Source organism: Mesocryomonas fontinalis (assembly GCF_055730125.2).
Window position 1 is genome coordinate 290648 of record NZ_JBUZWG020000004.1, and the last position, 21894, is coordinate 312541.

Annotated in this window: 22 protein-coding genes and 1 pseudogene; 18 read left to right on the forward strand and 5 right to left on the reverse strand. The window is 65.8% G+C overall.

Annotated elements, in window-relative coordinates:
• Nucleotides 1-1116: a metallophosphoesterase gene (locus tag ACZL02_RS12260; protein WP_472939879.1), complete on the reverse strand. Its 1116-nt coding sequence runs from the start codon at nucleotides 1114-1116 to the stop codon at nucleotides 1-3.
• A 534-nt stretch (nucleotides 1117-1650) separates the two neighbouring features.
• Here ACZL02_RS12260 and ACZL02_RS12265 point away from each other — a divergent pair.
• Nucleotides 1651-2184, forward strand: coding sequence for a hypothetical protein (locus ACZL02_RS12265; RefSeq protein ID WP_496258427.1), 534 nt, complete (start codon nucleotides 1651-1653; stop codon nucleotides 2182-2184).
• Between the two features lie 81 nt (nucleotides 2185-2265).
• On the opposite strand, the gene ACZL02_RS12270 is transcribed toward ACZL02_RS12265, so the two are convergent.
• Nucleotides 2266-2847 carry a DUF1349 domain-containing protein gene (locus ACZL02_RS12270; protein WP_472939881.1) on the reverse strand — a complete coding sequence of 194 codons (582 nt, stop codon included), beginning with the start codon at nucleotides 2845-2847 and terminating at the stop codon, nucleotides 2266-2268.
• A gap of 248 nt (nucleotides 2848-3095) precedes the next feature.
• Between ACZL02_RS12270 and ACZL02_RS12275 the strand changes: the two genes are divergently transcribed.
• A complete protein-coding gene (locus ACZL02_RS12275; protein ID WP_472939882.1) occupies nucleotides 3096-3584 on the forward strand; it encodes a nuclear transport factor 2 family protein in 489 nt (162 codons plus the stop codon).
• Nucleotides 3585-3676: 92 nt separating this feature from the next.
• Here ACZL02_RS12275 and ACZL02_RS12280 read toward each other — a convergent pair whose 3' ends face one another.
• On the reverse strand, nucleotides 3677-4573 hold the full coding sequence (locus tag ACZL02_RS12280; protein WP_472939883.1) for a dihydrodipicolinate synthase family protein: 897 nt from the start codon (nucleotides 4571-4573) through the stop codon (nucleotides 3677-3679).
• A gap of 23 nt (nucleotides 4574-4596) precedes the next feature.
• Nucleotides 4597-5217 carry a LysE family translocator gene (locus ACZL02_RS12285; protein WP_472939884.1) on the reverse strand — a complete coding sequence of 207 codons (621 nt, stop codon included), beginning with the start codon at nucleotides 5215-5217 and terminating at the stop codon, nucleotides 4597-4599.
• Between the two features lie 885 nt (nucleotides 5218-6102).
• On the opposite strand from ACZL02_RS12285, the gene ACZL02_RS12290 reads away from it, so the two are divergent.
• From ACZL02_RS12290 to ACZL02_RS12335, 10 genes are all read left to right on the forward strand, one after another.
• Nucleotides 6103-6978, forward strand: a complete 876-nt coding sequence (locus ACZL02_RS12290) for a PhnA-like protein (protein ID WP_472940079.1) — start codon at nucleotides 6103-6105, stop codon at nucleotides 6976-6978.
• A 78-nt stretch (nucleotides 6979-7056) separates the two neighbouring features.
• Nucleotides 7057-7275: a hypothetical protein gene (locus ACZL02_RS12295; protein WP_472939885.1), complete on the forward strand. Its 219-nt coding sequence runs from the start codon at nucleotides 7057-7059 to the stop codon at nucleotides 7273-7275.
• Entirely contained in the window at nucleotides 7275-7589 is a 315-nt protein-coding gene (locus ACZL02_RS12300) for a hypothetical protein (RefSeq protein WP_472939886.1), read from the forward strand. Before ACZL02_RS12295 ends, ACZL02_RS12300 begins: the two co-directional genes overlap by 1 nt.
• Before the next feature lie 57 nt (nucleotides 7590-7646).
• Complete coding sequence (locus tag ACZL02_RS12305) at nucleotides 7647-9152, forward strand: PAS domain S-box protein (RefSeq protein ID WP_472939887.1); 1506 nt, start codon at nucleotides 7647-7649, stop codon at nucleotides 9150-9152.
• A 220-nt stretch (nucleotides 9153-9372) separates the two neighbouring features.
• Nucleotides 9373-9552 carry a CsbD family protein gene (locus ACZL02_RS12310; RefSeq protein ID WP_472939888.1) on the forward strand — a complete coding sequence of 60 codons (180 nt, stop codon included), beginning with the start codon at nucleotides 9373-9375 and terminating at the stop codon, nucleotides 9550-9552.
• Between the two features lie 112 nt (nucleotides 9553-9664).
• Entirely contained in the window at nucleotides 9665-9883 is a 219-nt protein-coding gene (locus ACZL02_RS12315) for a hypothetical protein (RefSeq protein ID WP_472939889.1), read from the forward strand.
• A 71-nt stretch (nucleotides 9884-9954) separates the two neighbouring features.
• Nucleotides 9955-10137 (forward strand): DUF2934 domain-containing protein, encoded by a 183-nt coding sequence (locus ACZL02_RS12320; RefSeq protein WP_472939890.1) that lies wholly within the window; start codon nucleotides 9955-9957, stop codon nucleotides 10135-10137.
• A 63-nt stretch (nucleotides 10138-10200) separates the two neighbouring features.
• Nucleotides 10201-10812 carry a hypothetical protein gene (locus ACZL02_RS12325; protein ID WP_472939891.1) on the forward strand — a complete coding sequence of 204 codons (612 nt, stop codon included), beginning with the start codon at nucleotides 10201-10203 and terminating at the stop codon, nucleotides 10810-10812.
• Nucleotides 10809-11204 (forward strand): phage holin family protein, encoded by a 396-nt coding sequence (locus ACZL02_RS12330; RefSeq protein ID WP_472939892.1) that lies wholly within the window; start codon nucleotides 10809-10811, stop codon nucleotides 11202-11204. Before ACZL02_RS12325 ends, ACZL02_RS12330 begins: the two co-directional genes overlap by 4 nt.
• On the forward strand, nucleotides 11201-12172 hold the full coding sequence (locus tag ACZL02_RS12335; RefSeq protein ID WP_472939893.1) for a DUF3618 domain-containing protein: 972 nt from the start codon (nucleotides 11201-11203) through the stop codon (nucleotides 12170-12172). Before ACZL02_RS12330 ends, ACZL02_RS12335 begins: the two co-directional genes overlap by 4 nt.
• 332 nt (nucleotides 12173-12504) lie before the next feature.
• On the opposite strand, the gene ACZL02_RS12340 is transcribed toward ACZL02_RS12335, so the two are convergent.
• On the reverse strand, nucleotides 12505-13419 hold the full coding sequence (locus ACZL02_RS12340; protein WP_472939894.1) for a LysR family transcriptional regulator: 915 nt from the start codon (nucleotides 13417-13419) through the stop codon (nucleotides 12505-12507).
• 163 nt (nucleotides 13420-13582) lie between these two features.
• On the opposite strand from ACZL02_RS12340, the gene ACZL02_RS12345 reads away from it, so the two are divergent.
• From ACZL02_RS12345 to ACZL02_RS12370, 6 genes and pseudogenes are all read left to right on the forward strand, one after another.
• Nucleotides 13583-14461 carry an alpha/beta fold hydrolase gene (locus ACZL02_RS12345; RefSeq protein ID WP_496258428.1) on the forward strand — a complete coding sequence of 293 codons (879 nt, stop codon included), beginning with the start codon at nucleotides 13583-13585 and terminating at the stop codon, nucleotides 14459-14461.
• A 55-nt stretch (nucleotides 14462-14516) separates the two neighbouring features.
• Nucleotides 14517-14624 (forward strand): annotated as a pseudogene (locus ACZL02_RS12350) (SDR family NAD(P)-dependent oxidoreductase); the annotation flags it as partial.
• 127 nt (nucleotides 14625-14751) lie between these two features.
• Entirely contained in the window at nucleotides 14752-16335 is a 1584-nt protein-coding gene (locus ACZL02_RS12355; protein ID WP_472939896.1) for a Na+/H+ antiporter, read from the forward strand.
• A gap of 1023 nt (nucleotides 16336-17358) precedes the next feature.
• Entirely contained in the window at nucleotides 17359-18744 is a 1386-nt protein-coding gene (locus tag ACZL02_RS12360) for a mechanosensitive ion channel family protein (RefSeq protein WP_472939897.1), read from the forward strand.
• A gap of 142 nt (nucleotides 18745-18886) precedes the next feature.
• Nucleotides 18887-19894: an Atu2307/SP_0267 family LLM class monooxygenase gene (locus ACZL02_RS12365; RefSeq protein ID WP_472939898.1), complete on the forward strand. Its 1008-nt coding sequence runs from the start codon at nucleotides 18887-18889 to the stop codon at nucleotides 19892-19894.
• 194 nt (nucleotides 19895-20088) lie between these two features.
• Entirely contained in the window at nucleotides 20089-21675 is a 1587-nt protein-coding gene (locus ACZL02_RS12370; protein ID WP_472939899.1) for an MFS transporter, read from the forward strand.
• The last annotated feature ends 219 nt before the right edge of the window (nucleotides 21676-21894 follow it).

Consider the following 21894-nt stretch of genomic DNA (forward strand, 5'->3'; position numbering starts at 1 on the left):
CTAAGAGCGGCGGAGCGTGATCAGCGTCATCTCCGCCGGCTTGCCCAGCCGCAAGGCAAATCCCGGCCAGATGCCGGTGCCGTTGCTGACATAGAGGCTCATCCGGTCGACCGCATAGAGCCCGGATACGAAGCCGCCGTTCATCTTCGCCAGCAGCCAATGGAAGCCGAGGATCATGCCGCCGTGGGTATGGCCGGAGAGCTGCAGCGCCACCCCGGCAGCGGCGGATTTTCGCGCATCCCGCGGCTGGTGGTCGAGGAGCACCACCGGCATTCCTCCCGGCGCGCCGGCGAGGGCCCTAGCGAGGTCCGGCCCCGGAAGACCGACCTCCGCTGCCGAGAGATCGGCAACACCCGCCAGCACCAGCCCGGTGCCGCCCCGTTCGATCACGACGTGCCGGTTGACAAGCATGCGGATGCCAAAGGACTGGAAGTGCCGGAGCCAGGCTTCGGCGTCGAAGAAATACTCATGGTTGCCGGGCACCGCGAAGACCCCGTCGTCAGCCGTAAGCCCGCGCAACGGCTCGACATGCGCCCGCCGCTTCTCGACCGTCCCGTCGATGAAGTCGCCGGTGATGGCGATGAGGTCCGCGCCGGCGGCATTGGCCCGCGCGACGACTTGCTCCGACCAGGGCGTCTCGAACAGCCGGCTGATGTGAAGATCGGTCAGCTGCAGGATTTTGTAGCCCTCGAACTGCGGCGGCAGGTCGGCAATGGCGACGGTCACATCCCGCACAGACGGCGCCTTGATCGCCTGGCTGACGCCGAGGCCGGCCAGCGCCAGAGCGACCAGCGCGATCGCCGCCCGCGCCCCCGGCGCAATGCCGATCCAGTGCCCGCGCCACAGGCTGACAAGGCCGGTGCCGACGTCGAGCGCGAACTGCAGCACGGCAAGCAACAGGATGGCGCCGAAAGCCACGTTGAAGGCGATCACCAGCGCCCGCGGGAACTCGGGCGAGAACACCGAGCCCGAGGACAGGCGGTTCCAGAGATGGAATTCCGCACCGGCAAGGAGCAGCAGGATCGCGCCGAGGGTCGCCCAAAGCGGCAAGGCCAGCGGAAGGACGAACCGCGCGATGACGTAGGCGCAGGGAATGCCAAAAAAGAGGTGCAACATTTCGTCTGCCTTCGCCCGGCCTTCGCCACGCTTCACTGCCACCCGGACGCGTTATCCGCCCGCTGGAGAGCATGGACCCGGCCCCACGAACCTTATGGCCCGCCGGCGGAGAAGCCTGCCGCCTCGCCGGATCGCCCGGCAGGCAGCATTTCTGGGCTTGGGATAATCGGTTTCGAAACCACCGACAACCCGAGGGAACTCCATCGTGAACGGACCCGCCGGTCCCGTGGCGACACCCGCTTCCTCGCCTGCCCCCTCGCCTGCCCCCAAAGGCCGGCGCCCGGAGTGCAGCCTCGGACGACGCCCGGCGCAAATCGCAGAGCGCTTTAGACCAGCCTTTGCACGGGCGGACGGCTGGCCCCTTGTCCGAGAGACCCGCTCGAATTAGGCAGTTCGCTTTGCACCCTCGGTCGCGCTTGTGCTTTCGCGCCCTTCGAGACATTGGTCTTGCCTGCGACATCACCGCAGAGCGAACATTATGGACGTCGGGCTTCGGACGAGAGCCTCTTTCTCGAAAGGCTGCCAATGAGCGACTTGACCGGGCAGGAACCCCCGCCAAGCCCAGCTCACCAGTCCGCGACACGTCTCCTCTGCGCCATCCACGAGTTGCACCGGACCGGATATCAGCACATTCGCTTCGCCTCTGGGATGGCACCGAATGGCCTGTACTGGCGCTGCTCGATCACCCATATCGGCAACATGAGCGACGATGGGCTGCGCATCATCGACCCTTTGTCGCGCGAAGACGTCGCCGACTACTCGACCGGCTCGCAGGATCGATATTTCGGCTGGTCGGACGCGCCGGGTTGCTCGGCGAAGCAACTCGCCACGCTGTTCGAAGAGCGTTTTCCGCGGATCGTGCAGCTGGGAAGAGGCCGCGACTGGGCCTATGCGGGGTGGCTGACGGAGAGGATCGGCCTTGCCGAACGGGCTGGTCCGGCGAGCCTTCCCGTGTTCTTCGCGGACTACCCCATCGATATCGATCCCGTCTCCTTGCCTCCGCCCGTCAGAACACGTCGGCGTTGGCAAGCGGTATGGGACGGTATGCGCCGCGATCGGAGAGGCTAGACTTGCTGCGCCGTCAGCTTCGGCGCCGCTTGGACGGCGCCACCAGAAGCGGACGGCCGCAGCCGTCGTCGGGCTGCCACCCTATCGAAGGTCGTGCAGGTCCTTTCGAAGATGGCCCGTCAGCGTCCAGTCCGAGAAGTGGACAGCCAGACCCGCTCGCTCCGGCGTGCAGCACATCGGACCGACCCGGTAGCTAAGGTTCTCCGGGAACGGACAGAGCCGCACGAGGGGCCAAAGCCTGCCGTCGGTCGAGGCTTGCACCCGGAGGACACCGTCGGCCAAGGACACGCGCATCCAGAAGTCCATCGGATCGCCGTCGAAGCGCCCCGTTGCCCAATCGGACCGCTCGTTCGTTAGGACGCTGCCGAGGAGGGCGTGTCCGTCCGAGAACTCGAGGCCTGCCTTGATCCAGCGCCGCTCGTCGATGCGGACCATGATGCCGGCCTGGTCGTAGAGATGCTCGAACGTCGCCCGGATGCGCACCTGCGCGGTGAAGCCGTCGCCGGTCTCGACCCCGAGGAAATGGCCGTTGTCGCGCGTGAAGCCGTAATGCGTCTCGCGCCAGAAGTCGGTCCGCTCCTCCGTCATCATCTGGAGGCTGTCCAAGCCGAGCTCCGCCCGACCTGGTTCGTTCAGCCAGACGCCTTTCCGCAGATCCGTCATCGACCCTCGTCCTTTGCTTGGCGGAGCGTGTTGGTGCAGAGAACCGCCGGCTCCTGGCGCATCTCGACGTTTGCAACCCATCAACGCAGCGGAGCCCGGCCCCTGTAGCGCTGTAGCGCAGACCCGGCACTGCACGCCAGCCTTACCCAGAGAGTTGCCGGACGGCTGTCCACCCGAGTTGATTTACCCGAGTTGATCCACCCGAAGACGATCGCTACGGATCGGGTCCCGGTAACCGAGGCCAGTTCATGAGCATCGTCGACACCCAAGCCCGCGAGGCAATCCACGACCTGCTGTGCCGCTTCTTCCTGGCCTTCGACCAGCGCGACTGGGTCATGATGCGCGACACACTCGCCGAGGAAGTGTTCGTCGACTACGCGTCCTCCGGACGCGAGGCGCCGGGTTCGATGCCGAGCGCCGAGTTCGTCGAGCGACGCAAGGGGGCCAAGGACAGCCTCTCGAAGCAGCACAGCTTCTCGAACCTCCTGCTGTCGCAAGAGGGTGACGGGGTCGGTGGGCGTTGCAACTACCTCATCCTGCGGTTGGCCGAGGGTGCGTCCGGGGGTGCGTCCGGGGGCGAGGACTTCTATCACTCCTGCGGCTCATACGAATTCCGCTTCTCGTCGACCGACGGGACGTGGAGGATCGCGTCGATCACCCAAAGGGCGCTGCGGAGCTGGGGCAACCGCGACCTTCACGGTGGCTCCCGCAAGAGCGAGGCGGCGCCCAGCGCGTAGCCCCGCGGGCCGTCGGACCCAGGACGACTTGGCGCGGCGTCCGTTAGGCATGCACGACTGTGCCGTTCGAGGTTAGCCGGGTCCGGGTCCGGTCAAATCTTCAAGAGCGGTTGCAGCGCCGCTTGCACCCGGGCTTGCGCCTCGGGCGCGAGCGGGCGGATCGGCAGCGGCAATTCCGCCTTTCCAAGTCCCAGCAGATCGATGAGCACGTACATCACCCGCAGGCTGCCGAACGCCTTGAAGGTATCCCACAGGGGTTCGAGCGTCGCATCGATGCGGCGTGCCTCCGCCGCATCCCCTGCCTTCACGGCATTAGCGAGCGCCACGACCGGAGCCGGCAATGTGCCGCCGAGTACGCTGTAGAAGGCATCCGCTCCCGCCAGCAGGGCGTCCGCCATCCCCCAGTCGCCGCTGTAGCCGATCGCCAGCCCCGTCCGCTCACGCAAGGTGGCGATCTCGTCCCCGTAGTTGCCGTTCGAGGGCAAGGGCATCTTCACCGCTTTGACCGTTGGGAGACGAGAGAGCCGCTCCAGGAGATCGAGACCGAAGGTGAAGTGGGTGGTGCCGGGATTGTTGTAGACGCACAGCGGAAGGCTCGAAGTGCCCGCGACCACCCGGAAGTGATCGTAGACCTCGTCCTGCGTGAGCGGGGTGTAGGATACCGGGGCCAGCAGGAGCGCATCGGCCCCCGCGGCCTCGGCGTCCCCAGCAAGATCCCGTGCCGCGTCTGTGCGAAGCGCCCCGACACCCACGACGATGGGGACGCGCCCCCGTACGCACTCCACGGCCGCTTCGATCGCCCGGCGCCGCTCTGATCGCGAGAGGTAGGCGTAAGTGCCGGTCGAGCCTAGGAGGCCGATCGAGTCGACGCCCGCCTGGCAAGCGCGGTCCAGCAGCGTCCCGAGCAACTCGACGTCGACGCGTCCGTGTTCGTCGGCCGGCGTGATCGGGAAGGCGGAGAGGCCGTGGAAGGGAGAGGGATCGGACATCGTCGTCGGCTCCGTTCAGAGGGTCAGCGGGACAGGATCAGGCGGATGCCGGCGCCCGCGAAGAAAATCGCGAGCAGGCCCTCGAACCAGCGGCGGGCCTTGGCATAGGCACGCACCATCGGCGCCGTCGAGAACAGGAGCGCATAGCCCGAGAAGATGAGGATGCCGAGAGATATGCAGCCCGCGAGGGCGACCGCGACGCTCGCCGGCGTCGCGTCGGGTCGCATTCCCAGCGACATGATCGCCAGCCAGGCCAGCACCGCTTTGGGATTGCCCGCATGCATGAGGACGCCGCGGCGGTAGAGGCTCCAGGCCCCCGGCGGGATCGTGCCGGCCCCGACCATCGGCCTGTCCGGCGTGGCGGCGGAGCGAGCCGCCTTCCAGGCGAGCCACAGGAGGTAGAGCCCGCCAGCCACTTTGAGCACGGTCAGGGCGTGGGCATAGGTTGCAAGGAGCGTCGACACGCCGGTGGCCGCGACGAGGCCCCAGACCGTCGACATCGTGATGACGCCTGCCGCCATGGCAAGGGCGGCAGGGCGGCCGTGCCGCATGGCGGCGTTCATGATCGCCATGTTGCTGGGGCCGGGGCTGACGACGGCGATGACGTAGGCGGTGTAGACGAGGAGGAGATCGTGGAGGGGCATGGTGGGATCAACCGGGTTGGTTCAGGGCGCCCGGCACGAAGCAAGGCAGCAAGGCTCGGCATGACGATGCCGACGACGGCATCGAGGGTTAGCAATGCGGACGGGCGGGTGAAGACGGGTTACAACAGGCGCACCCTAGCCGAGGGCCGCGAACCACGTAAAGCGCGCCGACGCGGCGCCGAGGACGAAGACCGGACGCAGCGCTTACGGCTGGGCCGACCCCGCGTATGCCAGGAAGGTCGCTCCGCCCCGGGCCAGAACCGTCGCCAGTTGCAAAACGGCCGACAGGAACGCGCCGACACCGCCAGCCATTGCGGGCTATCGCCGGAACGACGGCATCACAACGACGGTGCAGCTTCCCGAGACCTTAACCGAGGGTTAACTTTCCGACGAGTTCACTGAATTGAGTAATCGACTACTCAAACCACGCGAAGTATCAAGCGTCACGTTACTTCGGGACTTACGGCCTTCGAGACAGAACGGCTCTCAACAAATCGACTGAAGACGTGAGAACCAAATGCTGGTGTCATCGATGAGGGGCGCTGAACCTCGGCGACGCGCCGACGCCGCAAGAGGGCGCAACATTTTCTAATGATCCTGCAGTGCTCTACCGAAGCGTCGCCCTCGACGAGACGAGCGCCACAGGCCGCGAGTGAACCGATCACCCGGCAATAAATAGAGCATTGCGCATCAGCAAAGCTGGTGATGCTGCGTCTACCGACGGCTGCGTGAATGCGTACGTCTTTCCGAACTGATCGATCATGCACGCCGCGTTCCGTCGACGCGACGCGCGTGAACTTGACTGCACCATCAACAACGCATCGACGCACCGACGTCTTGACCCAAGGCGATCGCTTGCAAACGGGAGAACGAGACATGAGCACCATGAAGTCTGGACCTCGGCACGCCGGCGCCGGGCCACAAACCCCGGTCCATAACGACACGGCGGTCGTTTCCCTCGATCGCGCCTCCTGGGGCGCCGTGTTCGCGGGCGTAGCGATCGCACTGGCGGTTCAGGTCATCCTCACGCTGGTTGGCACTGGTATCGGCATTGCGACGCTCGACCCGGGTGCCGGCAGTGCCGACAACCCTGCGGCTTCGACGTTCTCGATCGGAGCGGGTGTCTGGTACGTCCTCTCCGCCCTCGTTGCAGCATACATCGGCGGCTATGTCGCGGCCCGGATGTCTGGACGGTCCGACAGGATCTCGGCCGGGCTGCATGGCGTCACCGCATGGGCGGTCACGACCTTGCTGGTTCTCTACCTTCTGACGACGGCCGTCGGTTCGATCGTCGGTGGTGCCTTCAGCGGCGTCGCCTCGACGCTTGGGGGCATCGGGCAGACGGTCGCCCAGACCGCAGCCCCGGCTCTCGCCAACTCCAATCCTCTCGATGCGATCGAGTCACAGGTCCGGTCGACCGGGACCAGCCCGGAGGCTCTCCAGGGCAACGCGGTCAATGCGATCAGGGCCTTGCTGACGGGCGGAGAGGCTGGGGCCGATCAGGCACGCAGCCAGGCGGCACAGGCCTTGTCCGAGGCAAGGGGCATTCCCCTCGATCAGGCCAACGCAGAGATCACGCAGCTCGAGCAGCAGTATCGCTCAGCGGTCGACACCGCGAAGCAGACCGCAACGCGTGCTGCCGAGGTCACCGCTTCGGTTGTCTCGAAGGGCTCGCTGCTGGCGGCTCTCGCCCTCATCCTCGGGGCAGCGGCTGGCTGGTTCGGCGGCCGCTCGGGCGCCCTTGGGCCTCGTCGCCACTGATCATTAGGCTCCAGCAATCAGATGGCTCGGAATTGCCGGGCCATCATCGATCAGAATGAGTGTCTCAGGATGAGTGTCATGGACGTTCAAGAAACCAATGAAGACAAGACAAGCGTCGAGCTCCTCGTTGCTGGCGCGACTGCCGCGCGCGAAGGGCAACGCCGGAGCGTAAACCCCCACCCAGCAGGGTCCGAGACCTGGAGAACATGGATGGAAGGCTACGACCACCAGACGATCTACACCGAGCAGGGACGGGGCGAGTTCGTACCACCGTGCAACCTGGGGAAGTCGATCTGATGGACGGTGCGATCTGCCGGGCCGCCAGAGGGTTCCTCAACTGGACATCCAGGCGGCTCTCGGTGGAAAGCGGCGTTTCCGTGTCGCGCATCTTCGAGGTCGAGCGGGACCGTCCCATCGAGGCACATCTGGTGAGATCATTGGAGGCGGCGTTCGCCCGTTTCGGCGTGGTGGCGATGCGAACGGACGGCGGTGTCGTCGGCCTCGTGCTCTCCCCTTCATCGGAACCAACGCCAGATATCCCATCCTCAGATCTGGTTGTGGCCGAGCTGGACCGTGTGGCCGCGATGAGTTCGAGCGCTGTCAGGGAATGAGTTTTAGTCGCTCCGGAAAAACCTCCGGTGCGGCTCAGAACCGGTTGGAAATGAAGAATGGTTGAGTCACTTCACGCCGCCACGGCCGAACGACGCCAGTTGCAGCAGATCATTGCCGGGTTGACCGAGGGCGTCATCCTGATTGATCCCGACCAGTCGATCAGCTGGGCCAACGAAGCCGCTCTGGCAATGCACGGGGTGTCGTCGGTCGCCGCGCTCGGCGCCACGGTCGACGAATACCGCACGCGTTTCCAACTGCGCTACCGCAACAATCATCGACTGGACGAGGACGCTTATCCCGCCGAACGGGTGGTGGCGGGAGAGGTCTTCGCCGATGTCGTCGTCGAGGTCGCGCGTGCCGGACAAGAAGAGCCGGAATGGGTCCACCGTGTCCGCAGCCTCGTGCTGACCGACGCCGACGGCCATCCCGACTGCCTTGTCCTCATCGTTACCGACGCCACGGACGAGATGCAGGCGGTCGATCGTTTCGAGAGCGCGTTCAACGCCAACCCGGCGCCGGCGCTCATCTGCCGCGTCTCCGACCTCCGGTTCATTCGGGTGAACCAGGGCTTCATGGACATGACGGGTTATGCCCGGGAGGCCGTCGTCGGCCGCTCGGTCTATGACCTCGACGTCATGGCGGGTGCCGACAAACGTGAGATCGGCAAGCAGCGTCTTTCGGAATGGGCGACCGTCCCGCAGATGGAGGCCTGTATCGCGCTCCCCGAAGGCGAGACGAAGCTCGTCATCGTCGCGGGGCAGCCGATAGAGATGGGCGACGAGCGGTGCATGCTGTTCACGTTTGCCGACCTCGAGCCACGCCGGAAAGCCGAAACGGCCCTGCGCAGCAGCGAGGAGAAGTTTGCAAAAACCTTCAGGCTGGCTCCGGTCCCGATGAAGATCTGCACGCTGGACGGCTTCCGGGTCCTCGACGTCAACGAGGCTTTCCTCAAGGAAACGGGATGGTCCATCGACGAGGTTGTGGGGCGGAGCACCGCCGAGATCGAACTATGGGACAGCGCGGCCACCCGGCGAAAGCAGGAGCGCGAACTCGTCGAGACCGGTGGGTTCCGGGGGTACGAGGCCAAGCTGAAGAAGAAAGACGGCTCGATCGCGGATTGCCTGGTGTCCGCCGAGACGATCGACATCGGTGGCGAGGTCTGCGTCCTCGACGTTTTCCAGGACATCACGGTCCGCAAGACATCCGAGCTCGAGCTGGTCAAGGCGATCGAGGAGGCGCTCGCGGACACTTCATGGCTCAGCCGCAGTGTCATGGAGAAGCTGGCCAACATGCGATCCCCACAGCCGGACGGTCAGCGAAAGTCCGATGGGGCCGACCTTACCGAAAAGGAGCGCCAGGTCCTCGGCTTCATCTCCCAGGGGCTCGACGACGGCGAGATCGCCGCGCTGCTCTTTCTGTCGCGCAACACCATCCGCAACCATGTCCAGCGCATCTACACCAAGATCGACGCACACCGCCGGAGCGAGGCGATCGTCTGGGCGCGTGAACGCGGCATCGTCGGTCCGGAGGCTCAGGGGATACGCCCGAAGAAATCGAAGTGACGACCTATAGTGGCATTTGCCGTCTCGTATCCTTGGTCCGCCGTCGCCGCCGCTGGCCCGCCAGCTACCTTGGAGACCGGTAAATAGAAGCAACTGCCTCATCCGAACTGATGCAAACGGAACTGGGTAAGCGCCGTTGAAGCACCAAGTCTCTGGAAGGGCGAGCGTCGTCTTCGATAACGCGGACGGCAAGCTTCTCCTGGAACTAATGGAGATTGAGATGGATAAGGATCGCATCGAGGGCGCCAAGAAGCAGGTTGTCGGCTCCGTCAAGGAAGCCCTCGGGAAGGTGACCGGGAGCGAGAAGCTTGAGGCCGAGGGCACGGCCGAGAAGGCCGGTGGCAAGGTCCAGGGCAAGGTCGGCGAAGCCAAGGACAAGGCGCGCGACGCGCTGAAGTAACCTTCTGCGCCCCCCCCCCCGGAGAGGCGGATCTCACGTCGAAGACGTCCGCCTCGAGTTCTGGCTTATGCGCGGTCTGCTTATGCGATCCGACGTCATCCAAGAGGCTGCCATGGGCAACGAGATGCTTAATCTGTTTCGCAAGGACGGCGATCTCGTGCCCGTGTGCGCTGTGCCCGATGGTGGCGCCTTGCCGTCTTTCCTGAAAGGCGAAGGCTGGAAGTTCGTCGGCAAAGTCCCTGACATTGCCGACCAGCTGCTGGAGACGGACAGGTCGACCTACGCCGCGGTGCTCCGGGAAACCGGGTACTACATCTTCGTCCCGGTTTAAGTGGCCGGTTTGAGAAGAACGATCGGCGACGATGACGCCGAGGCGATCGCGCGCAGCCTGATGGAAGAAAAATGCAAACCGATCATAGGGATCTGACGCCGGCGGTTCGAGAGCGCGCTTACTTTCTTTGGGAGGAAGCTGGTCGTCCTTACGGACGCGAGTACGAATTCTGGGCGACCGCCTCGCGAGAGATCGAGGCCGATCATCTGGAAAAGGTCGCTCGGAAAAGGTCCGAGCGAAGCGCCGCCCGCTAACGCCGGCAGTCGCCCGTAGCGCATGGGAACGGCACGAGCCGTCCCAAACCAACTGGAGCAAGCATGTCGAATATGAAGGATGCGCCCGACGCTGTCGGGCGTGAGAGCGAAGCTGTGCGCGAAGAAGCGCGCAAGGTCGCGGGAACGTTTCGAGACGAGGCGTCGAACCTGGCGTCCAGCCTGAAGGAAAAGGTCGAGGCACAGGCCAAGGACGGGATCACCGTCGCCGCGACAAGCCTCGAGGATTTCACGGCCGCCATCCGCAAGGCTTCCGACGAACTCGGGGCGCGAGACCAGTCCATGGTCGCCAGTATGGTGCGGCAAGCGGCGTCGGGCCTCGAGGACGCCTCGTCGTCGATCAAGGGCAAGTCCCTTGGCGACATCACGCATTCGCTCGCCGGTTTCGCCCGGCAGCAGCCTGCGGCCTTTCTGATCGGCGCCGTGCTGGCAGGCGTGGCGATCGGTCGCTTCGCCAAGGCGTCCGGCGACCACTCCGATGCCGAGCGTCACCGCGGCGCGCGTCCAGGATCCGGCGTCTCGGATGCTGCTGGAGAGCGGCCAGGTTCTACAGATCCGCGCGACCCGGCCTATTCGACGGGCCCCTCCTATTCGTCGGGCTTGCGCGACACCGGATTGCGCGACGATGGCGTCGATCACGAAGGGGGTGTGCGATGAGCATCGAGAGCAAGGATCCCCGCTCGGTCCCCGATCTGATCGGCGATGTCGTGCGAGAGGCAAACGAGCTCTTGCGCACCGAGGGCAAGCTGATCCGGGCTGAGATCTCCGACAAGTTCACGCAGGTTCAGCTCGGTGGCGGTTCGCTTGCGGCCGGCGCGATCTGCCTGATCGTCGCCCTCGTCGTCCTGGCGCAGGCGCTCGTGATCGCGCTGGCGCATCTCGTCGGACCCGGCTGGGCGGCGCTTGTGGTCGCTGTCGTGTTCGGCCTTGCCGGGATGGTTCTGATCAATCGCGGCAAGACGGCTTTGGCGACTGTCAGCCTCGTTCCCGACCGGGCGATCGAACAGTTGCAGAAAGACGGAAACCTCGTGAAGGAGCAGGTACGATGAGCACCGAAGCCGAACGTCTCGAACGCGAAGCCGAGCGCCATCGCTCCTCGCTCGACTCGACCCTCGACGCGCTGAAGGATCGCTTCTCGCCGGGCCAGATCGTCGACGAGGTCGCCGCCTATGTCCGGAATGGGCAAGGCGCCGAGATGGTACAGAACCTGAACCGGCAGGTCCGGGACAACCCGCTTGCCCTCGGACTGATCGGCGCCGGCGCCGCATGGCTTCTCCTCGGGCAAGGCGTGCGCGACAAACCGTCGGAAGCTCGGTATCGCCCGGGCCGGGATGACGATCGGTACGAGAGGTTGCGGGGCCGCGACGGCTACACGGCCCGCAGCGGAAGCGACCTGTCACGCCCGTATGCGGACGGGTATTCCGAAGACCGTCTTCGCGACGCTGGCCACGGTGTCGCCTCTGCAGTGTCGTCGGCAACGGGGGCAGCCTCGGGTGCCGCGTCCGACGTGGCTGAGACGGTCACGTCCGCGGCGGAGGCAGCCGCGCAGCGTGCTCGCAGCCTCGGTCACGAAGCCGGCGACGCCGTTCACCGCGCAGGCGATGCGATCTTCCGGGAAGCCTCGCACCTCGGCGAGCGCGTCTCTGACGTTCAGCAGAGGGCCAGGCGCACCTTCCTCGACACGTTGCAGAACGAGCCCCTCGTGCTCGGAGCCCTGGCTGTCGCCATCGGCGCTGCCATCGGGGCGGCCCTGCCGTCAACGAATGTCGAGGATGGGCTGCTCGGCGAGACCCGGGATACGGTTCGCGATGAGGTGCTCGACAAGGGCCGCGACGTCTTGCAGAAGGCCGAGATCGTTGCGAGCAAAGTCTTCGACGCTGCCAGTGCCGAAGCTGAGGACGTGGGCCTGAAGCCGAATTCGGATGGCGGAGAGACCGTTGCGGATAAGCTGTCCTCAGTGGTCCGCTCCGCGACGAACGAGGCGAAGGACGAAGCCAAGAACCAGGGCCTCGTCTGAGGCTGACATGTCCTGACGGGTGACCAGACGAAGCGGTGGCCGCCGGATCGACACGATCCTGCGGCCCCGCTTTTGCCTTCGACCTCGCCCTGCATCCGGACTGAAGGTCGGGGCCTCCCCCGGCCACGATCCGAGGTGAGCGCTTGCCTCCGGTCCCGGATGGCGACGACGCCGTCATCATAATCCAGGAAGCCACTTCTTGAGCGGCCGCGACGGCAAATGACCTGCACGCGATCAGAGGTGGCGAGCCACGCAGACTGGTCGCTTCATACAGCCTCGGCCGATCCAGTCCGCCCTTCGAAGAGCTGCTTGTCCGGACATTCTCCGGGTCGCTACAGGTCCACGTCCCAATACGGAGGATCGCCGAAGGCCGTTCCCAGATGCTCGACCAAGGCCTTCAGCTTGGCGGAAGAGCGGCGACCCTCCGGATGTGCCACGTAGATGAACTCCTCCGGTGGCCTGGCTCCGACATCGATCACGTGAAGCTCGCCACGGCGAAGGGCATCGCCGACGATGAATGTCGGAAGGAGTGCCACGCCGAGCCCGGCCGTCACCGCATCGCGCATGACGTCGCCGTTGTTGGTGTGCAGCACGGCCTTCGCCCTGACGACACGGGCTTCCGCACCCTCCGTCTCGCCCGCGAAGCGCCAGTCGGCGACCCCGCGGATCTGGTAGAAGATGCCGCGATGGTCAGCGAGGTCCGCCAGCGAAGTTGGAACACCATGTCTGGCAACATAGCTGGGCGCGGCAACCAGGACCCGGCGGCTTGGCGCCAACCGCCGAGCCGTCAGCCGGGTGTCCTCGATCGGCGCATGCCGCACGACCGCATCGTATCCGTCCGCTGCCGCGTCCACTCGCCGATCGTCAAGTTCAAGCGTCATCTCGATCAGCGGATTGGCCGCCAGGAAGGGAGTGATCGCCGGCCCGAGATGCATCCTACCGAACGTCACTGGGGCCGAGATCCGCAAAGGTCCCGCCAGCGTCCCCCGCCGCTCCGCAATGTCCGCTTGGGCAGCCTCGACGTCGCGCAGGATGGCGACCGCGCGTTCGAGAAAGGCCGCGCCGTCCTCGGTGATCGAGAGCTTGCGGGTCGTTCGGTGCACCAGCATGGCGCCGAGGCTTCGCTCGAGCTCGACGAGCCGTTCGCTGACCACCGACTTTGACAAGCGCAGTCGCCGAGCTGCTTCGGTGAGGGAGCCGCATTCCGCAACGGCGACGAACGTGCTGATGCCATCCAGCTTCATCATTGTTCGCCTATTCCGGATTGCAGTTCCAAGATTTGCAGTCTTATCCGAACTGCAAGGAAGAGCCATACCTGTGGCACCGGACGACGCGATCGCGCCGGAACCTCATCTCACAGGGAACACGGCCATGCACCGCATCCTCACGAGCGCCGTCGGAACACTCCTCATGACCCTTCCCGCGCTTGCCGGAGCGCTGACGTTCCCAGCCGAGTTCAAGATCAGCGATATCGACACCAACGGTAGCACCATCCACGTTCGCGTCGGCGGAAGCGGGCCGGCGGTGGTGCTCCTGCACGGCTATGGCGAGACAGGTGACATGTGGGTCCCGTTGGCGGTCGATCTGATGCGCGACCATACCGTCGTCGTCCCTGATCTGCGAGGCCTCGGCCTTTCGGGAAAGCCGAAGGATGGTTTCGACAAGAAGACGCAAGGGCATGACGTAGCCGGCGTGCTCGACGCGCTGAAGATCGACACGGTTGAGCTCGTCACCCACGATATCGGCAACATGGTCGGATACGCCTTCGCCGCAGAGTTCCCGAAGCGGGTCACCCGGTTCGTGCTGATCGACGCGCCACTGCCGGGTGTTGGTCCCTGGGAAGAAGTGCTGAAGAACCCGATCCTCTGGCATTTCCGTTTCGGCGGACCGGACATGGAACGACTGGTCGCGGGACGTGAGCGGATCTACCTCGATCGCTTCTGGAACGATTTCTCGGCCGATCCGGCGTCGTTCACCGAGGCGGCGCGCGCGCATTATGCAAAGCTATACGCACTCCCGGGCGCCATGCACTCCGGGTTTTTGCAGTTCGCCGCCTTCGACCGGGACGCAGCCGACAACAAGGCTTTCATGGCCGAGGGCAAGTTGACCATGCCCGTGCTGGCGGTCGGCGGCGAGAAGTCTTTCGGGCCGATGATGGCGACCGTGATGCGCTATGCCGCGGAGGACGTCGAGGAGGCCATCGTTCCCCGATCCGGCCATTGGATCATGGAAGAGAATCCGACCGATACCGTCGCGATGGTGCGCGCTTTCCTCGACAGGAAAAACTGAACCCGTCGGGCCCACAGCCGATGGCTTGCGGCCAAGGAGAACTGCCACGGACCGATTGGAAGACAGGGGCGCGCTGATAACAGGCGCCAGTGCCGGCATTGGCCGCGCCACAGCCCGGCTTTTTGCCGCCGACGGCGCAAAGGTCGTCGTCGGCCCTGCTCGAACGTTGCCGACGACGTCGGAAGCGGACGTGCGCTGAAGCGCTCGGGAGATGGCTACATTCAACCGGTCTTATGTTCCGCGCCGATATCCGCTACCGGGGGCTGCATGACCCCGATGCGGAGAGAGCGATGCACCCGGCCCAGACATTTGAACTGGTTTTCATCCTTCTTCTCGCGATCCTTGCACTGCACTGGATTGCCGCTCGCGCCCAGCTTCCTCCTTCGGTCGCTCTCCTCGTTGGCGGCGGTGCCCTCGCCTTCCTTCCCGGACTGCCGGTGATCGAACTCGACCCCGAACTGGTCCTGGTCCTCTTCCTGCCGCCCCTCCTCATGGACGGAGCGTTCTACACCGCCCTCGCCGCCTTCCGCCGCCACAGTGCCGGCATCCTGTCGCTGGCCGTCGGCGCCGTTGTCTTCACCACCCTCGTGGTCGGCGTCGTCGTTCACTGGCTCGTGCCGGAATTGCCGTGGGCGGCATGCTTCGCCCTCGGCGCCATCGTTTCGCCGCCGGATGCCGTGTCGGCACGCGCGGTCCTTCAGCGCGTCAAGCTCCCTCGCCGGCTGACCACGCTGCTCGAGGGCGAAAGCCTCCTGAATGACGCCAGCGGCCTGGTGCTCTTCCGCTTCGCCGTCGCAGCCGCCCTGACGGGAAGCTTCGATGCCGTCGATGCAGGCCTCGAGTTCGGGTTCCTCGCCGTCGGCGGCGTCGTGGTCGGGGCCGTCGTCGGTGGGATCTGGACGCTGCTTCTCCGGCGCCTCGGCGACGAGACCCTGATGATCCTCGCGTCCCTGATCCTCGGCTGGGCCGCGTATCTGGCGGGGGAAGCGGTGCATGTGTCCGGGGTCATCTCCACCGTCACCGCCGGACTGGTCTTCGGCTGGTACCAGCATGTCGTGTTCACCGCGAGCGTTCGCATCCGCGCCGGCGCCTTCTGGCACGTCATGGTATTCCTGCTGGAGGCGATGATCTTCATCCTCATCGGACTGTCGCTGCGCGGCGTCCTGGAGCGTGTCGGAGGCTTCGAGACTGTGCTGTCGACGATGACCGTTCCGGTCGTCGGGGTGATCGCGGCGATGACGCTGGCGCGCTTCATCTGGATTTTCGGCTGCGACGCCGTCCTCGTCCTGCTCGACCGGATGGGCCTCGCCACGGACGATCCGCTCGGCCCGAGAGCCGCGACGGTGATGAGCTGGGCCGGCATGCGGGGCGTCGTGACCCTCGCCGTCGCGCTGACGGTGCCGGAAACGATGCCGGGCCGCGACCTGATGCTCGTCGCCGCCTTCGCCGCGATCCTCGTCACCGTCCTGGTACAGGGGACGACGCTCGGGCTGGTCATCCGTGCGGCAAGGCTCTCCGACCGGGACCTGCGGCCGCCTTTGGTCCTCGCCGAGGCGGAAGCCGCGGTAGCGGCAGCGCAACTCGTCGCCGTCCGGTCAAAAGCTTATGCCGCCGACGGAGCGCTCGCCCACCCGCGATTGCTCGAAGGCTTCCAGCGGCGGTTCGACCAGACCTCCCAGCATGCGAAGAACGGAGACACGTTCGTCGGTGAGATCACGGCACACTACGACATCGTCCTCGAGGCCGTGAGGGCCGGCCGGGCCGAACTCGTCCGCCTGCACCGCGCCAACCAGATCAGCGACGAGACGCTGCATGATCTGGAGAGGGATCTGGACCTGGAGGAGTTGTCGGCGACAGCGGCCAAAGCGATCTGATCGGACGAAGGCGGCTTCGTCCAGGGGACGGAACGGTGCGTCCAAACTCCCGGACTATCACCCGCCGGCCGTCCAGCTTACCGTCGCCGACAATTGACCGGTCGTAGGGGTGCGCAGGACACGTGCCGGTCGCTTCGAGCACAGTCGAGACGCCGGCACCGCCGCTGAGACACGTTACGGTCAGCGCGACGCCGCCCGCCAGATCATCTGCAAATGGCATATCGGCTCGATCAGGAAGGCGACGGCGTGGCAGTTTTAGGAGACATTCTGAGGACCGGAGCACTTGCCGCCGTCCGTATCCTGGCGGTCATCTGCGTCGTCGGCGCCGTGACCACGGCAAGTGCTGAGGTGACGGGGACAGCGTTGCCACCGCTCGTCCTGGAGTTGATGCCCGGGCAGGACGCGGCCTCCGTGGAAGCCGCGATACGGGCTGCGTCCGCAGGCGGACGTCCGGTGACGGTTCGCTGGGGCGGCGTTGCTGCCACGCCCGCCACCAGCATTCCGACAGAAACCCCGCCGACCAGACCGACGGAGGAAACTCGAACGGATCTATCCCGGAGCATTTCCGATGGGGTCGCCCTCGGCCTTTCCGGAATCTCCGCGATCCCCGCAGCCGCACGGATGACGCTCGACTGGATCGCACCGGGAGATAACGGAACGGGCGGGTCGGCTGGAACGATCATCGGCGCGACACTGATAGCAGCCTGCCTTGCGCTGATGGTGCGGCGATTGCTGCCTGCGGCGGGGGCGTTCGGACATGGCGTCGACCTTCGCACGCGGACCCGCTCTGCCTCGCGGTCGGCCCTGGCGCATCTGGCCGCGCTCGGCGTCTTCGTCCTTCTTGCCTTCGGCGCGCATCGCGGGCTGCTGTCGCTCAGCGCCCCCGCCGAGGAGGCGTCCGCCGCGCTCCTGCGCATCATCGCCGTCATCGGTGTTCATCTCGTCGTCGGCGACTGGCTCCTATCCCCGCGCCGCAGCGAGCGTCGGCTGCTGAAGGTCGGGAGACCCGGCTGGCACTTCGGAATGCTGGTCGCCTACGGCGCCGCCGGCGCCATCATCCTCGCAATCGCCGGGCTGTTTCAGCGCGCGGGAGCGAGCGACGAAGCCATCCGCGGCGTGTCTTTCCTCGGAGCGTCGTTTGTGCTCGCCCTGAAGTTGATCTGGTTCGGGGTCGGGCGGCACGATATCGCGAACGCGTTTGCGGGCCCGTCACCGAGCTCGGTCAGATGGGGCGCGGCCCATGCCTATCCGTGGTTCCTGATCGCGCTCGCCCTCGTCCTCTGGTTTCTGGGATGCCTTGCCATTGCAGGGTCACCTGTCGCCGGCTGGAATGCCACCGCCCGGTCGACGCAGGTGCTCGCGTTCCTGGTTCCGCTCATGGCCATGGGGTTCCACGCCCTGTCCGCATCCTACCTGCACCGCCACGAAGCGGACGGGCGCCCTGTCGTCGCGGCAGCCTTCGTTGCCGGCCGAACGTTGGTCACGGGCCTGATCTGGCTTGGCGGTCTGTCTATCGTCGCACGGCTCTGGAGCAATGCACTCGTCGGCACCGAGGCCGACGGGCTGTCCGTCCGCCTGGACGACGCCCTGCGCCTCGGGCTCGGCGTGGTAGCGGGCTGGTCGCTCTGGACCTTCGCCTCGGCTTTCTTCCGGATCCATCTGCCAAGCGGCGGGGCTACGGCCCCCGGGTCCGGGGACGAGGAAGCCCAAGCCCTCCCCGCGACCCGCCTGTCGACCGTGCTGCCACTGATCCGGGACGTCGCGCTCGGGCTGGTGATCGCCGTCACCGCCCTCCTGGTGCTTTCAGCTCTGGGACTCGACATCTCGCCGCTCCTCGCCGGCTTCGGGGTCTTTGGCCTCGCCATCTCCTTCGGCTCGCAAGCACTGGTGAAGGACATCGTGTCCGGCATCTTCTTCATCGCCGAGGACGCCTTTCGCGTCGGCGAGTACATCGACACCGGCAGGTTGAAAGGGACCGTCGAGCACATCTCGCTTCGCTCGGTGCGGCTGCGCCACCAGAACGGCCAGTTCCACACCCTGCCTTTTGGCCAGATCCAGTCGATCACGAACTACAGCCGGGATTGGTCCGTCGTGAAATTCGAGCTGAAGTTCGACCTCGGCGTCGATGTCGAGAAGCTCCGCAAGTCCGTGAAACGCGTCGGTCTCGAGATCATGGAAGATCCCGAACTGGCCGCGCAGATTCTTCAGCCGCTGAAGATGCAAGGCATCCAGGACGTCACGGAAACGGCCTTGATCGTGCGCTTCAAGTTCACCGCCCGGCCCGGCAACCCTTCTCTCGTGCAACGCGAGGCGATCAGGCGCTTGCTCCTGGCGTTTCGCGAGGATGGACTGGCGCTTGCCTCGGGTTCCGGCGTGGCACGACCGCAGCCACAGGAAGTTGCCGCTTGATGCCCATCGCGGTTGCCAGTCAGGTCGGCATCGTCCGAGGCGTTGGACGCACCTTCCCGGCCTTCGTCCTTCTGGTCCCAAGCTTCGTCCCGTAAGGTCTCTGCATCGATGCAGTCGAACTGCATATGAGGAGGACGGCATCTTGGAAATCGGAATCGACAGTTTTGCCGCGACCGTCGCCGGCGTCAGCGACATGGACCGTATGGGTTTCCTGCTCGACGAGATCGAGACGGCCGACAGGGCTGGGCTCGACGTGTTCGGCATCGGCGAGCACCACCGCAGCGACTATCTCGACAGTGCCCCGGCCGTTATCCTCGCCGCAGCCGCCGCGCGCACCCAGTCGATCCGCCTGACGAGCGCGGTGACGGTGCTCGGCGCCGCCGATCCCGTCCGGGTCTTCCAGGAATTCGCGACCCTCGACCTGATCTCGCGCGGACGGGCCGAGATCGTCGTGGGCCGGGGTTCGTCGATCGAAGCCTATCCCCTGTTCGGCCTCGACCTCAGCGACTATGACGCGCTCTCCGAAGAGAAACTCGGCCTGCTGCTCGCCCTTCGCGACGAGACGAAACTGATATGGGCCGGCCGTTTCCGGGCTCCGCTGGATGGCCAAGGCGTCTATCCGCGGCCGGCTCAACCGAAGATGCCGATATGGCTCGGGGTCGGTGGCACGCCACAGTCCTTTGCGCGGGCGGGGCGGCTTGGACTGCCGCTGATGGTGGCGATCATCGGCGGAGAGTTCAGGCGGTTTCGACCGCTGGTCGATCTCTACCGGGAAGCCGGAGCAAAGGCCGGGCACGCCGCGGAAGCACTGCGCGTCGGCGTTCACGCCCTCGGCTTCGTCGCAGAGTCCCAGCGCGAGGCGGAGGAACGGTTCTTCCCGGGATGGCAGGCGATGTTCACCAAGATCGGTCTCGAGCGAGGCTGGCCGCCGTCGACACGTCCGCAGTTCGACCGCATGGTCCGTCCCGGCGGGGCGTTCCTCGTCGGTGATCCCGATGCGGTCGCGGCGAAGATCCTCCAGACGTCCGATGAACTCGGTGGCATCGATCGGCTGACGTTCCAGATGAGCTCGGCGGCCAGCGATCAACCGGCGATGTTGCGGTCGATCGAACTGCTCGGGCGCGAGGTCAAACCCCGCCTGTCGGCCTGACCCACATCCGTCTCCACCGCCGAAGCGTCGACATGCCCGTCCCGTCCAAACCTCGGACAGTCGGCCGTGCGCCTAGAGAGGATGCAACGCCTATCCGCCCCCTCCAGCGTCAGGCTGTCCATGTGCACCGCTTCGGCAAAACTGTCGCCGTCCGGCGAAGCGTCGCCGAAGCACGGGCATAGCGCAGCGAACCGGTGAGGTTGGCCGCGCGCACCACCGCGCCGAGCGCTGCAGCTCGCCGAACGCTTTGTCCGGCATGTGCCGTCGGCGCAGTGTTGCTCGGATCCTTCATGGTGGCGCTTCACGGCCGCTTGTTCGGCATCGGGCTTGCAGATCTTCGCACGGCCTTCTCCCTTGGCGTCGACGAAGGCGCCTGGCTGAACACGGCCGCGACGGCGCCGCAGATCTTCGTCGCCCCCGCCGTCGCCTGGCTTGCCACGGCCTTCGGCGTCCGCCGGGTGCTGGCGATGCCGATCCTCCTCTACACGCTCCTGTCGATCCTGATCCCGCTGGTCCGGAGCTACGAGATCCTCCTCGTCCTCCATGTCCTGCACGGACTTCTCCTCGGGCTGTTCGTGCCCGCGACCATCATGGTGATCCTGAAGAACCTGCCGCCCGCCTGGTGGCTCCCGGCGATCGGGCTCTATGCGTTTCGGACCGTCTTCAGCCTCAATGCCGGCTTCGCCCTGGCCGGCTGGTACGTCGGGTCGGCGGGCTGGCAATGGATTTACTGGCAGGACGCCATCATCGCCCCCCTGATGGGGCTCTTGATACTCCTCGGCACGCGAAGGGAAGCTGTCGACAGGACGCGCCTGCGCTCCGCCGACTGGAGCGGCATGCTGCTGCTCGGATCGGGAATGGCGATGCTCTTTGCGGCGCTCGATCAGGGCAACCGCCTCGGCTGGACATCGTCCGGCATCGTCGTGCCGCTGCTGGCGGGCGGAGCCGTCTTGATCCTCGCTTTTCTCGTCAACGAGGCCGTGGTCGAAGAACCATGGGCGCGGATCGGCGTGCTGGCATCGCGCAACGTCGGTCTCAGTATCGTCGTCGTCCTGATGTTCACGCTGACGAGCCTGTCGAACACCTTGCTGATCCCGAGCTTCCTGTCGACCGTTGCCGGGCTCCGGCCAGGACAGATCGGCCCCCTGCTCCTGTCCTTCGCGGCGCTACCGTCGATCGCGCTGACGCCGCTCTGCGTTTTCCTGCTGCGTCGGCTGGATCCGCGCATTGCCTTGACGATCGGACTGAGCGCCTTTGCCATTGCAGCTCTCCTGGGGTCGCGCGTCACATCGGACTGGTCGACCGGCGATTTCGTCCCGTTGGCACTGCTCCAATCGGTCGGCTTTGCCTTCAGCCTCCTGCCGCTCATCGTGATCGGCATCGCCAACCTCAATCCGGCCCGGTCCGTCGCGTTCTCCGCCTATATCCAGGTCGTGAGGCTGGTCGGCAACGAGCTTGGCCTCGCCCTCCTCGCTGCCCTCCTCAGCATTCAGGGGCAACTCCACCTGACATCGATCATCCAGCGCATGCCGAACGACGATGCGGCTGCGGCGGGCCCGTGGAGGCTGCCGTCCCGCCTCAACCTGGACGATCCGATCGCCCGCTCGGCCGCCGGCATCAACGCGATCGCTGACATTGTGCACCGCGAGGCGACCGTGCTGGCCCATGCGGATGCTTTCAGGCTTGCCTTCTGGGCTGCGGTTGCCGGCCTTCTCGTCGTGGCCTTCATCGGCAAAGCGCCGCCGGGGCCGCTCCAGCCACGGCCCTTCTGGTCAAGATGAGCGCCGGCCCGCTGACGAGCTGAAACTCGCGCGTAGATCGACCGCCGTTTCTCCGGGGCGAGCCCGGTGAGCGATGCCCGAGGTCGTCCATCCTGTCGGACTTAGCTTCCGGGTCTGGCCTGCTGTTCGGTCAGCCGGGCACTCGCTACTTCCAGAGCACCGGGAGCCGACTTGCCCTGCATGCGCCGGTTGGCTCCGCCCACGGACGGTTTGACGCGA

Bases quoted from the DNA above. Each gene is read 5' to 3' on its own strand.
- ACZL02_RS12340 (WP_472939894.1), bottom strand. From the start codon at position 13,419: ATGATGAAGCTGGATGGCATCAGCACGTTCGTCGCCGTTGCGGAATGC.
- ACZL02_RS12330 (WP_472939892.1), top strand. From the start codon at position 10,809: ATGAGCATCGAGAGCAAGGATCCCCGCTCGGTCCCCGATCTGATCGGC.
- ACZL02_RS12275 (WP_472939882.1), top strand. From the start codon at position 3,096: ATGAGCATCGTCGACACCCAAGCCCGCGAGGCAATCCACGACCTGCTG.
- ACZL02_RS12310 (WP_472939888.1), top strand. From the start codon at position 9,373: ATGGATAAGGATCGCATCGAGGGCGCCAAGAAGCAGGTTGTCGGCTCC.
- ACZL02_RS12270 (WP_472939881.1), bottom strand. From the start codon at position 2,847: ATGACGGATCTGCGGAAAGGCGTCTGGCTGAACGAACCAGGTCGGGCG.
- ACZL02_RS12355 (WP_472939896.1), top strand. From the start codon at position 14,752: ATGCACCCGGCCCAGACATTTGAACTGGTTTTCATCCTTCTTCTCGCG.
- ACZL02_RS12360 (WP_472939897.1), top strand. From the start codon at position 17,359: ATGCTGGTCGCCTACGGCGCCGCCGGCGCCATCATCCTCGCAATCGCC.
- ACZL02_RS12335 (WP_472939893.1), top strand. From the start codon at position 11,201: ATGAGCACCGAAGCCGAACGTCTCGAACGCGAAGCCGAGCGCCATCGC.
- ACZL02_RS12260 (WP_472939879.1), bottom strand. From the start codon at position 1,116: ATGTTGCACCTCTTTTTTGGCATTCCCTGCGCCTACGTCATCGCGCGG.
- ACZL02_RS12290 (WP_472940079.1), top strand. From the start codon at position 6,103: ATGAAGTCTGGACCTCGGCACGCCGGCGCCGGGCCACAAACCCCGGTC.
- ACZL02_RS12320 (WP_472939890.1), top strand. From the start codon at position 9,955: ATGCAAACCGATCATAGGGATCTGACGCCGGCGGTTCGAGAGCGCGCT.
- ACZL02_RS12280 (WP_472939883.1), bottom strand. From the start codon at position 4,573: ATGTCCGATCCCTCTCCCTTCCACGGCCTCTCCGCCTTCCCGATCACG.
- ACZL02_RS12305 (WP_472939887.1), top strand. From the start codon at position 7,647: ATGGTTGAGTCACTTCACGCCGCCACGGCCGAACGACGCCAGTTGCAG.
- ACZL02_RS12325 (WP_472939891.1), top strand. From the start codon at position 10,201: ATGTCGAATATGAAGGATGCGCCCGACGCTGTCGGGCGTGAGAGCGAA.
- ACZL02_RS12315 (WP_472939889.1), top strand. From the start codon at position 9,665: ATGGGCAACGAGATGCTTAATCTGTTTCGCAAGGACGGCGATCTCGTG.
- ACZL02_RS12345 (WP_496258428.1), top strand. From the start codon at position 13,583: ATGACCCTTCCCGCGCTTGCCGGAGCGCTGACGTTCCCAGCCGAGTTC.
- ACZL02_RS12285 (WP_472939884.1), bottom strand. From the start codon at position 5,217: ATGCCCCTCCACGATCTCCTCCTCGTCTACACCGCCTACGTCATCGCC.
- ACZL02_RS12295 (WP_472939885.1), top strand. From the start codon at position 7,057: ATGGACGTTCAAGAAACCAATGAAGACAAGACAAGCGTCGAGCTCCTC.
- ACZL02_RS12300 (WP_472939886.1), top strand. From the start codon at position 7,275: ATGGACGGTGCGATCTGCCGGGCCGCCAGAGGGTTCCTCAACTGGACA.